Raw genomic sequence first — 10,753 nt, 5'->3', positions numbered from 1 at the left:
GACCCGCTACGAGATCACCCATGTGTACCAGACGGCCTCTCATGCATTGCAATTCGCCGGTGGCGGAAACTTTTCATTCCTGATGGACCGCAATGGCAAGGTCCTCGAGACGCTCGCGCGACGGATGTGCCTCCGCACCGACAAGGAGACGGGCGTGATTCGCCTGTTCGGTGAGTCCTTTTCAGAAGGCTTCGAAGAAGATGCGTGACGCACTCGGACGCGGAGTGATTCGGCTCGGTGATCCAACGGATCACGGCGGGAAGGTCACGACGGCGTTCCGCGAACTGGGGGTGCTCGGCATAGCGGTCGCGGGAGAACGCTGCCTGGCCTGGTGCCCGCGATGTCAGGGCGAGTTCCGCCTGATTCCGCCGGCGGGCCGCCGCCACCATGGGCGGTCGATCGCCTACGACGGCGATCTCACCGAGTGCGGCGCCCGCCTGATCTCGACCCTGAAGGGCTCTTGAGACGGCTCAGGCCGACATTCGCTTTGCCAGGCCGCTGGTGTTGCCCCCGGTAGGGGGTGGGTGCCCGGACACGAAGTGCCGGGCAACCTGGGGGCGAGCAACAATACCCCATGCACCTGTCCGACCTGCTTCAGCAATACGGCTACTACGCGGTCTTCATCTTGGGGATGTTCGAGGGCGAGACGATCCTGATGCTGGGCGCCTTCGCAGTGCACCAGGGCTATCTCTCGTTCTGGCCGCTGATCGCCTGCGGTGCGGCGGCCGCCTTCCTGACCGACCAGTTCTATTTCCACCTGAGCCGCCGCAAGGGCGCCGAACTGCTTGCGACACGAGCCAAGCTGCGGGGCCACATCGAGCGGGTCAACGGCTTCGTCGGCCGGCATCCGGTGGCAACGATCTTCCTGATGCGATTCGCCTGGGGCCTGCGCATCGCGCTGCCGGCCACGCTGGGCATGGGTCCGATGCGCGCGGCGGTCTATGCGGCACTGGACGCGATCGCGGCCGTGCTGTGGGCGACCGTGGTCAGCCTGTTCGGCCTCAAGCTCACGGCCTGGGTGCATGCGTCGATCGGCCACCTGCGGCCCTACGAGCACCTGCTGATCGCCGGCGCCCTGGCGGTCACGCTGGCCGTGGGGCTCTTGAGCCAATGGCGCTCGCGGCGCTGAAAGCGCCGCGCGGGAGGACCTCTACTCCCGTTCTTCGAGCGCCCGGTTGACCCGCAGCGCGGCGAGCGTACAGACCGCGCCCGACAGCAGGTAGACGCTGACGTAGCCCAGCCCGAAGTTGGCCGACAGGCCCAGCGCCACCAGCGGCGCGAAGGCGGCACCGATCAGCCAGGCCAGGTCGGAGGTCAGCGCGGCGCCGGTGTAGCGGTACTTCGGCTCGAAATTGGCCGTCACCGCGCCGGCCGCCTGGCCGTAGGAAAGTCCCAGGATCACGAAGCCCACCAGGATGAAGACGTCCTGCCCGAGCTTGCCGCCGTCCAGCAGCGTCGGCGCAAAGCCGCTGAAGACCGCGATCAGGACCGCCAGGCTGCCAAGCGTGCGGCGCCGTCCCATGCGGTCGGCGATCACGCCGGAAGCCACGATGCCGGCGGCGCCGAGCACCGCGCCGATCATCTGGATGACCAGGAATTCGGTCACCGACTGGGTCGAGTAGAGGGTGATCCAGGACAGCGGGAACACCGTGATCAGGTGGAACAGCGCATAGCTCGCCAGCGCCGCGAAGGCGCCGATGAGCAGGTTGTAGCCCTGCGAGCGCGTCATCTCGACGACGTCGGTCGGCTCCAGCTCACGCTGCTCGAGGAGCCGGTCGTACTCGTTGGTGGCCACCAAACGGAGCCGGGCGAACAGCGCCACGACATTGATCGCAAACGCCACGTAAAAGGTGTAACGCCATCCCCAGTCGAGGAAATCCTCGCTCGACAGGCTCGAATAGAGGTACGCGAACAGCGCGCTGGCAACAAAAAAGCCCACCGGCGCCCCCAATTGGCCCAGCATGGCGTACCAGCCGCGACGGTTTTCGGGGGCATTGAGCGCCAGCAGCGAGGGCAGGCCGTCCCAGGAGCCGCCGAGCGCAATGCCCTGGCCGACGCGCAGGATCGACAGCACCACGATGGAGGCGAAGCCCATGCTCGCGTAGCCCGGCAGGAAGGCGATGCCGGCCGTGGAGACACCGAGCAGGAACAGCGCCGCGGTCAGCTTGGCCTCGCGGCCGAAGCGGCGCTGGATCGCCATCGAGGCCACGGTGCCGAAGGGCCGCGCGATGAACGCGAAGGAAAAGATCACGAAGGCGTAGAGCGTGCCCTCGAGGCGGTTCTCCATCGGGAAGAACACCGACGGGAACACCAGCACCGAGGCGATGCCGTAGACGAAGAAGTCGAAATACTCGGAGGCGCGGCCGATGATCACGCCGACCGCGATCTCGCCCGGGGCGATCGGCGAATGGTCCGACGCGGCTTCGGAGCTGTCGTGCTGGGTGCCGTGCAGCGCGGAGGCGTCGCGCGAAGGACTGATGCTGGACGTCGTCATTTCTGCTTTGGGGTCGTATTCAACTGGATACTCCGAGCGTCTCACCGAATCGAGATTGCCGCCATAGGACAAAACGTCCAATATCCCGCAGTCGCCAAACGAAGTAGATTGTGGTCCCTTTTGCGCACCAAACGCTCATTCTCCGGCATGCCTCCCCTCAAGAACTTTCGCGGACTGCTCCTGCTCCCGCTCGCCCTGCTGGCGGGCTGCGACATGGTGCTGTTGAACGCATCCGGCGACATCGCCCGCCAGCAAGGCCAGCTGATCATCGTCTCCACGGTCCTGATGCTGCTGATCATCGTGCCGGTGATCGGGCTCACCATCTATTTCGCCTGGCGCTATCGGCAGTCGAACAAGGAGGTGAACTACTCGCCCGACTGGGACCATTCGACCGAACTCGAACTGGCCATCTGGGGCGCCCCGCTGCTGATCATCATCGCCCTCGGCGCGATCACCTGGATCAGCACCCACACGCTCGATCCCTACCGTCCGCTGCGCCGCATCGAGGTGGGTCGTCCGGTCCCGGCCGAGGTCAAGCCGCTGACGGTCGAAGTGGTTGCGCTCGACTGGAAATGGCTCTTCATCTACCCCGAGCAGGGCATCGCCACGGTGAACGAGCTGGCGGCGCCGGTCGACCGTCCGATCGTCTTCAAGATCACCGCTTCCTCGGTGATGAACTCCTTCTACATCCCGGCGCTGGCCGGCCAGATCTACGCCATGCCGGGCATGGAGACCAAGCTCAATGCGGTCATCAACAAGCCGGGTGACTTCGAGGGCTTCTCGGCCAACTACAGCGGCGCCGGCTTCTCCGGCATGCGCTTCCGCTTCCACGGCGTGAGCGAGCCCGACTTCGAGGCCTGGGTCCAGAAGGCCAAGGCCGCCGGCGGCGAGCTGAGCCGCGACGCCTACCTGGCGCTCGAGCGCCCGAGCGAGCGCGATCCCGTGCGCCGCTTCGCCACCGTCGCGCCCGACCTCTACAACGCCATCGTCAACCGCTGMGTCGATCGCAACAAGATGTGCATGGACCAGATGATGGCCATCGATGCGGACGGCGGACTCGGCAAAGTCGGCGCCTACAACGTCTCGCCGCGACCCTGGCAGCCCGAGGCCAGCATTCCGCCCCGCACCTACGTCGCGGCCATGTGCAGCGTCAACGATCCCACCGGACTTTCGCTTCCGCTTTCCACCGCTCGCATCCGCGAAGAATAACGATGCTCGACCATCCTGATCTGACGAAGCTCATCTTCGGCCGCCTCTCCTGGGAGGCCATTCCCCTTCACGAACCGATCCTGCTGGCGACCTTCATCGCGGTCGTCCTCGGCGGCCTGGCCCTCGTTGGCGCGATCACCTATTTCCGCGTCTGGGGCACCCTCTGGCGCGACTGGATCACCAGCATCGATCACAAGAAGATTGGCGTCATGTACATCATCCTCGGGTTGGTGATGCTGCTGCGCGGCTTCTCCGACGCGATCATGATGCGGGCCCAGCAGGCCTTCGCCTTCGGCGACAACGCCGGTTTCCTGCCGCCGCACCACTACGACCAGATCTTCACGGCCCACGGCGTGATCATGATCTTCTTCGTCGCGATGCCGCTGGTCACGGGCCTCATGAACTTCGTCGTGCCGCTGCAGATCGGCGCCCGCGACGTGGCCTTCCCCTTCCTCAACAACTTCAGCTTCTGGATGACCACCTTCGGCGCCGGGCTGGTGATGGCCTCGCTGTTCGTGGGCGAGTTCGCGCGCACCGGCTGGCTCGCCTACCCGCCGCTGTCGGGGATCGAGTTCAGTCCCGACGTGGGGGTCGACTACTACATATGGTCCTTGCAGATCGCGGGGGTCGGCACCTTGTTGTCGGGCATCAACCTGATCGCCACCATCGTGAAGATGCRCGCCCCGGGCATGACGCTGATGAAGATGCCGGTGTTCACCTGGACCGCGCTGTGCACCAACATCCTGATCGTCGCCGCCTTCCCGGTGCTGACCGCCGTGCTGGCCCTGCTGTCGCTCGACCGCTACGTCGGCAGCAACTTCTTCACGAACGACTTCGGCGGCAACGCCATGATGTACGTGAACCTGATCTGGATCTGGGGCCACCCCGAGGTCTACATCCTGGTGCTGCCGGTGTTCGGCGTGTTCTCCGAAGTCGTCGCCACCTTCAGCGGCAAGCGCCTGTTCGGCTACGCCTCGATGGTCTATGCCACGCTGGTGATCACGATCCTGTCGTACCTGGTCTGGCTGCACCACTTCTTCACCATGGGGTCGGGCGCCAGCGTCAACTCGTTCTTCGGCATCACGACGATGATCATCTCGATCCCGACGGGCGCGAAGATCTTCAACTGGCTGTTCACGATGTACAAGGGCCGCATCCGCTTCGAGCTGCCCATGATGTGGACGATCGCCTTCATGATCACCTTCGTGATCGGCGGCATGACCGGCGTGCTGCTGGCCGTGCCCCCGGCCGACTTCGTGCTGCACAACAGCCTGTTCCTGATCGCGCACTTCCACAACGTGATCATCGGCGGCGTGCTGTTCGGCCTCATGGCCGGCATCACCTACTGGTATCCGAAGGCTTTCGGCTACAAGCTCGAACCGTTCTGGGGCAAGTGCTCGTTCTGGTTCTGGGTGATCGGCTTCTACTTCGCCTTCATGCCGCTGTACGTGCTGGGCCTGATGGGCGTGACCCGCCGCGTGAGCCACTTCGAGGATCCGTCCTACCAGATCTGGTTCCAGATCGCCGCCTTCGGCGCGGTGCTGATCGCGCTGGGCATCGGCTCGTTCCTGATCCAGCTGGTGGTGAGCTACGTGCGCCGCGATTCGCTGCGCGACGAGACCGGCGATCCGTGGGACGGCCGCACCCTCGAGTGGTCGACCTCCTCGCCGCCGCCGGCCTACAACTTCGCCTTCACGCCGCGGGTGTACGACAACGACGCCTGGACCTACATGAAGAAGCACGGCTATGTGCGCCCGCTCGAGGGCTTCATCCCGATCCACATRCCGAAGAACACCGGCGCCGGCTTCATCATCGCGGCCCTGGCCGCGGCCTGCGGCTTCACGCTGATCTGGCAGATGTGGCTGCTGGCCGGCGTGTCCTTCGTCGCCATGCTGCTCGCCGTGATCGTCCATACCTTCAACTACAAGCGCGACTACCACATCCCCACGGAGGAAGTCGTCCGCACCGAAGGCGCCCGTACCCGCCTGCTTGCCGGCCATGTCTGATACCACCGTCCTTTCCCCCCATGGCGCGCTGAGCGCCAGCCAGCAGCCGCGCTTCCACGTGCAGGGCGAGCATCACCCCGAGAACGGCACCCTGCTCGGGTTCTGGCTCTACCTGATGAGCGACTGCCTGGTGTTCGCCTGCCTGTTCGCGATGTACGCGGTGCTGGGCCGCAGCTACGCCGCCGGCCCTTCGGGCGCCGACCTGTTCGATCTCAGGCTGGTCGCGCTCAATACCGCCTTCCTGCTGCTGTCCTCGATCACCTACGGCTTCGCGATGATCGAGATGCAGCGCAAGCGCATGCGCGCCACGCTGGTCTGGCTGGCCATCACGGGCCTGTTCGGCGCCGGCTTCATCGCGATCGAGCTCTATGAATTCGCGCACCTGATCCACGAAGGCGCGGTGCCGCAGCGCAGCGCCTTCCTGTCGTCCTTCTTCGCGCTGGTCGGCACCCACGGCCTGCACGTCACCTTCGGCCTGGTCTGGCTGGTGGTCCTGATGGTGCAACTGGCGAAACACGGCTTCATCGCCGACAACCGCCGCCGGCTGATGTGCCTGTCGATGTTCTGGCACTTCCTGGACGTGGTCTGGATCGGCGTCTTCACCTTCGTGTACCTGATGGGAGTGTTGCCATGAGCACGCACAACGAACACGCCGGTCACGGCGGCCACGACGCCCACGACGCCCACGACGACCACGCCCACGACGACGGTGCGCCCCACGCCACCTTCAAGGGCTACATGACGGGTTTCATCCTGTCGCTGATCCTGACCGCGATCCCCTTCTGGCTCGTGATGGGCAACGTGTTCGACAAGAGCAGCACCACGGCCTTCGTGGTCCTCGCCTTCGCCGCGGTGCAGATCGTGGTCCACATGGTGTATTTCCTGCACATGAATGCCAGGTCCRAGCACGGCTGGACCATGCTGGCCCTGATCTTCACGGTGGTCATTGTCGTGATCACGCTGAGCGGCTCGCTGTGGGTGATGTACCACCTCAATCACAACATGATGCCCGGGTTGATGCCCGAGACGCACAAGATGCCGTGACCCGGGCAGCAGGCGCGGCGCTTCGGTGAGACGGCTTCTTCCGCGGCTTGCGCTGGCCCTGGGCGCGCTGCTGGCCTTCGCGGCCTTCTTCGCGCTCGGCACCTGGCAACTCGAGCGCCGGGCCTGGAAGCTGGACCTGATCGAGCGCATCGACCAGCGGGTCCACGCCCCCGCGACCGACGCGCCAGGGCCCGCGCAATGGTCGCGGATCAACCGGGCCGACGACGAATACCGGCGCGTGCGCGCCAGCGGCACTTTCCTCCATGACCGCGAGACCCTGGTCCAGGCCACCACCGAACTCGGCAGCGGCTATTGGGTGCTGACGCCGCTGCGCCTGTCCGGCGGCCAGGTGCTGCTTGTCAACCGCGGCTTCGTGTCGCCGCCGCAGCAGAAGGAACGCCTGGCGCGACGCGCCGACGAACCCGCAGGCGAAGTCGCCGTCACCGGCCTGCTGCGCATGACCGAGCCTCGCGGCGCCCTGCTGCGAACCAACGACCCGGCCGCCGATCGCTGGTACTCGCGCGACGTTCAGGCGATCGCGGCGGCGCGCGGCCAGGGCCAGGCGGCGCCCTACTTCATCGATGCGGACGCCGCCGCGCCGGGCAGCCCTCGCGGCGGGCCGGTCGGCGGCCTGACCGTGATCGCCTTCCCCAACAACCATCTGGTCTACGCCCTCACCTGGTACGCGCTGGCGCTGATGATCGCCGGCGCGGCCTGGTTCGTCGTCCGCGAGCGGCGCCGGCCGCAGAATGCCGGCGAGGAGGACCACGATGGCCCGCGAGACTGACACCGGCGACGCCACCGGCCTGGACAACATGCAGCAGCTGATCCAGCTGCGCTGGCTGGCCGTGGTCGGCCAGGTGGCCACCATCGCGGTGGTGCACTACGGCTTCGGCATCCGCCTGCCGCTCGACCAGATGCTGGCGGTGCTGGCCTTCCTGGCCGCCTTCAACGCCGCCAGCCAACTGCGCTGGCGCATCCACCGCGACGTCAGCAACGGCGAACTGTTCGTCGCGCTGCTGGTCGACGTCGCGATGCTGACCGCGCAGCTCTACCTGAGCGGCGGCGCCGCCAACCCCTTCGTCTTCCTCTACCTGCTGCAGGTGATCCTGGGCGCGGTGCTGCTGGAGGCCTGGTCGACCTGGACCATCGTCGGCATCACCAGCGTCTGCTTCGCCGGCCTCGCGATCTTCAGCGGCCCCCTTGAGCTGCCGATCGACCACGGCAACGGCCTGCTGAGCCCGTACATCCTGGGCATGCTGATCTGCTTCGGGCTCAACGCGGCGCTGCTGGTGATCTTCATCAGCCGCATCAGCCGCAACCTGCGGGCGCGCGATGCGCGTCTCGCGGCCCTGCGCGAACGCGCCGCCGAGGAGGAACACATCGTGCGCATGGGCCTGCTGGCCTCGGGCGCCGCGCACGACCTGGGCACGCCGCTGGCGACGCTGTCGGTGATCCTCGGCGACTGGCGGCGCATGCCCGCCTTCACCGCCAATCCGGAACTGCTGCAGGAGATCGGCGAGATGCAGGCCCAGCTGCAGCGCTGCAAGACCATCCTGAGCGGCATCCTGCTGTCGGCCGGCGAGGCGCGCGGCGAATCCTCGCTCGAGACCACCGTCAGCACCTTCCTCGACGACCTCGCCGAAGAGTGGCGCAGCACCCGCCCGGTGCTGGCCTTCGAGTATGAGAACCGCTTCGGCCACGACCTGCCGATGGTTTCCGATTCGGCCCTGAAGCAGACCATCTGCAACGTGCTGGACAATGCGCTCCAGGCCTCGCCCGATTGGGTGCGGCTCGAGGCGATCCACGACGACGACACCCTGCGGCTCACGGTCACCGATGCCGGCCCCGGCTTCGCACCCGGGATGCTGGCCGATTTCGGCAAGCCCTACCTGTCGACCAAGGGGCGTCCGGAAGGTGGCCTCGGCCTGTTCCTGGTCGTCAACGTGATACGCACGCTGGGCGGCAAGGTCAGCGCCCGCAACCGGCCCGAAGGCGGCGCCGAGGTCACGCTCACCCTGCCGCTGGCGGCAATCATTCTCGAAGAGGAAGAGGACGAAGGAGATGGAAGCTGAACGCCTGCTGCTGATCGTCGAGGACGACGCGGCCTTCGCGCGCACGCTCGGCCGCTCGTTCGAACGCCGCGGCTATGCGGTGCTGCTGGCCGCCAACCGCGACGAGGTCGCCGTGCTGCTGCAGACCCATTCGCCGCGCTATGCGGTGGTCGACCTCAAGCTCAGCGGCGAGGCCTCGGGACTGGCTTGCGTCCAGACCCTGAACCGGCACGATCCGGCCATGCTGATCGTGGTCCTGACCGGCTTCGCGAGCATCGCCACCGCAGTGGAGGCCATCAAGCTGGGCGCCTGCCACTACCTGGCCAAGCCCTCCAACACCGACGACATCGAGGCCGCGTTCGGCCGCGCCGAAGGCGATACCGACGTCGAACTGACCAACCGCTCGACGTCGATCAAGACGCTCGAATGGGAGCGCATCCACGAAACCCTGGCGGAAACCGGCTTCAACATTTCCGAGACCGCGAGACGGCTCGGCATGCACCGCCGCACGCTGGCGCGAAAGCTGGTGAAGCAGCGCGTCAAATAGAGAGGCGCAAAGGCGCCCGGCCCCGCCGACTTGTGCCTTGCTTCTGTGGATAACACTGTGCGAAGTGCGTGGAGGCCGTTGCACCGGCCCAGGCCCCATGCGGGTTCCCACTGCATTGCCTGCAAAACGGGCAGCCCGGCGACCCGGGCATAACTCGCCGACTCAGCCCTTGATGAAGGCCAGCAGATCGGCGTTGAATTCGTCGGCCTGCGTGGTCGCCAGGCCGTGCGAGCCGCCCGGATAGATCTTCAGGGTCGCGCCTTTCACCAGCTTCGCCGACAGCAGGCCGGAGGCGCCGATCGGCACGATCTGGTCGTCGTCGCCATGCGCGATCCAGGTCGGCACGTCGAACTTCTTCAGGTCCTCGGTGAAGTCGGTCTCCGAAAACTGCTTGATGCAGTCCAGCAGGCCCTTGTGGCCGCCCAGCATGCCTTGCAGCCAGAACGCGTCGCGCACGCCCTCGGACACCTTGGCGCCCGGCCGGTTGTAGCCGTAGAAGGGCGTCGTGAGGTCCTTGAAGAACTGCGAGCGGTCGGCCGTGACGCCGGCGCGGATGCCGTCGAAGACCTCGATCGGCAGGCCGCCGGGGTTGGCTTCGGTCTTCAGCATGAGCGGCGGCACGGCGCCCAGCAGCACCGCCTTGCCGACCCGTGCGGTGCCATGGCGGCCGATGTAGCGCGTGACCTCGCCGCCGCCCGTGGAATGGCCCACCATCACGGCGTCCTGGATGTCCAGYGTGTTCATCAACTCGGCCAGGTCGTCGGCGTAGGTGTCCATGTGGTTGCCGTCCCAGGGCTGGCTGGAGCGGCCATGGCCACGCCGGTCGTGCGCGATCACCCGGAAACCGCGTTCGCCGAGGAACACCATCTGCGCGTCCCAGGCGTCCGCGGYCAGCGGCCAGCCGTGCGAGAAGACCACCGGGCGTCCCCTGCCCCAGTCCTTGTAGTAGATCTGCGTGCCGTCCCGGGTGGTGATGATGCTCATGCGCTTCGCTCCTGAGGTGAGAGGCCGCGGATCGGCGGCGGTCGCCGCAGCGGGATTCGCTGCGAAGGGTAGTCCATCCACCCGCGCAAGGAAAGCAAGGGGCGCGCCTTGAATGAACCCTGCAGCCTGGCCCCGTTATTGCACACTCCCGACGGCCCGCCCCGCGGCCTACATCCAAGGAGTTCCCTCATGTTCTATGGTCTGACCCCCCTGGGTATCGTCCACACGGCCATCAGTCTCGTGGCGGTGGCCGCCGGACTCATCGCCCTCTTCCACTACCGGGAAATCTCGCCCGCCACCCGCGCAGGCCGTGCCTATGTGATCGCCACCGTGCTCACCTGCCTGACCGGCTTCGGCATCTTCCAGCACGGCGGATTCGGCAAGCCCCATGTGCTGGGCGTCGCGACGCTGGTGG

The 10,753-nt window shown here is 66.4% G+C and carries 11 protein-coding genes and 2 pseudogenes; 11 read left to right on the top strand and 2 right to left on the bottom strand.

The features are described 5' to 3' along the window. The 3 genes and pseudogenes from AC1D2K_RS20110 to AC1D2K_RS20100 form a co-directional block, all read left to right on the top strand. Positions 1-208: pseudogene (locus tag AC1D2K_RS20110) on the top strand (hypothetical protein); the annotation flags it as partial. Next, positions 201-464: a PAAR domain-containing protein gene (locus AC1D2K_RS20105; RefSeq protein ID WP_478090594.1), complete on the top strand. Its 264-nt coding sequence runs from the start codon at positions 201-203 to the stop codon at positions 462-464. The pseudogene AC1D2K_RS20110 and the gene AC1D2K_RS20105, both read left to right, overlap by 8 nt. 110 nt (positions 465-574) lie before the next feature. Beyond that, positions 575-1,129: a DedA family protein gene (locus AC1D2K_RS20100; protein WP_478090593.1), complete on the top strand. Its 555-nt coding sequence runs from the start codon at positions 575-577 to the stop codon at positions 1,127-1,129. 21 nt (positions 1,130-1,150) lie between these two features. Here the strand turns inward: AC1D2K_RS20100 and AC1D2K_RS20095 are convergent, their stop codons facing one another. Then, positions 1,151-2,494, bottom strand: a complete 1,344-nt coding sequence (locus tag AC1D2K_RS20095) for an MFS transporter (RefSeq protein WP_478090592.1) — start codon at positions 2,492-2,494, stop codon at positions 1,151-1,153. A 147-nt stretch (positions 2,495-2,641) separates the two neighbouring features. Between AC1D2K_RS20095 and cyoA the strand changes: the two genes are divergently transcribed. The 7 genes from cyoA to AC1D2K_RS20060 are packed head-to-tail and all read left to right on the top strand — an operon-like array spanning position 2,642 to position 9,354. Then, entirely contained in the window at positions 2,642-3,703 is a 1,062-nt protein-coding gene (gene cyoA, locus AC1D2K_RS20090; RefSeq protein ID WP_478090591.1) for a ubiquinol oxidase subunit II, read from the top strand. Positions 3,704-3,705: 2 nt separating this feature from the next. Then, positions 3,706-5,709, top strand: a complete 2,004-nt coding sequence (gene cyoB / locus AC1D2K_RS20085; RefSeq protein WP_478090590.1) for a cytochrome o ubiquinol oxidase subunit I — start codon at positions 3,706-3,708, stop codon at positions 5,707-5,709. Then, complete coding sequence (gene cyoC, locus AC1D2K_RS20080) at positions 5,702-6,343, top strand: cytochrome o ubiquinol oxidase subunit III (protein ID WP_478090589.1); 642 nt, start codon at positions 5,702-5,704, stop codon at positions 6,341-6,343. The genes cyoB and cyoC overlap by 8 nt, the downstream gene beginning before the upstream one ends. Further along, entirely contained in the window at positions 6,340-6,753 is a 414-nt protein-coding gene (gene cyoD / locus AC1D2K_RS20075; RefSeq protein WP_478090588.1) for a cytochrome o ubiquinol oxidase subunit IV, read from the top strand. Before cyoC ends, cyoD begins: the two co-directional genes overlap by 4 nt. Positions 6,754-6,778: 25 nt before the next feature. Beyond that, complete coding sequence (locus AC1D2K_RS20070) at positions 6,779-7,540, top strand: SURF1 family protein (RefSeq protein WP_478090587.1); 762 nt, start codon at positions 6,779-6,781, stop codon at positions 7,538-7,540. Continuing rightward, the gene (locus AC1D2K_RS20065) at positions 7,524-8,828 is read left to right on the top strand and encodes an ATP-binding protein (protein ID WP_478090586.1); all 1,305 of its coding nucleotides are present in this window, start codon (positions 7,524-7,526) and stop codon (positions 8,826-8,828) included. The genes AC1D2K_RS20070 and AC1D2K_RS20065 overlap by 17 nt, the downstream gene beginning before the upstream one ends. Then, positions 8,818-9,354, top strand: a complete 537-nt coding sequence (locus tag AC1D2K_RS20060) for a response regulator transcription factor (RefSeq protein WP_442281881.1) — start codon at positions 8,818-8,820, stop codon at positions 9,352-9,354. The genes AC1D2K_RS20065 and AC1D2K_RS20060 overlap by 11 nt, the downstream gene beginning before the upstream one ends. Before the next feature lie 162 nt (positions 9,355-9,516). On the opposite strand, the gene AC1D2K_RS20055 is transcribed toward AC1D2K_RS20060, so the two are convergent. Further along, positions 9,517-10,338 (bottom strand): alpha/beta fold hydrolase, encoded by an 822-nt coding sequence (locus AC1D2K_RS20055; protein ID WP_478090585.1) that lies wholly within the window; start codon positions 10,336-10,338, stop codon positions 9,517-9,519. 189 nt (positions 10,339-10,527) lie between these two features. Here AC1D2K_RS20055 and AC1D2K_RS20050 point away from each other — a divergent pair. After that, a pseudogene (locus AC1D2K_RS20050) lies at positions 10,528-10,753 on the top strand (hypothetical protein); the annotation flags it as partial.

Source organism: Variovorax sp. P1_H12_2 (assembly GCF_056405335.1).
This window is presented reverse-complemented; position numbering and strand designations above follow the sequence as displayed.

Coding starts and splice junctions, on each gene's coding strand:
- AC1D2K_RS20065 (WP_478090586.1), top strand. CDS start 7,524: ATGGCCCGCGAGACTGACACCGGCGACGCCACCGGCCTGGACAACATG.
- AC1D2K_RS20095 (WP_478090592.1), bottom strand. CDS start 2,494: ATGACGACGTCCAGCATCAGTCCTTCGCGCGACGCCTCCGCGCTGCAC.
- AC1D2K_RS20105 (WP_478090594.1), top strand. CDS start 201: ATGCGTGACGCACTCGGACGCGGAGTGATTCGGCTCGGTGATCCAACG.
- cyoC (WP_478090589.1), top strand. CDS start 5,702: ATGTCTGATACCACCGTCCTTTCCCCCCATGGCGCGCTGAGCGCCAGC.
- AC1D2K_RS20100 (WP_478090593.1), top strand. CDS start 575: ATGCACCTGTCCGACCTGCTTCAGCAATACGGCTACTACGCGGTCTTC.
- AC1D2K_RS20060 (WP_442281881.1), top strand. CDS start 8,818: ATGGAAGCTGAACGCCTGCTGCTGATCGTCGAGGACGACGCGGCCTTC.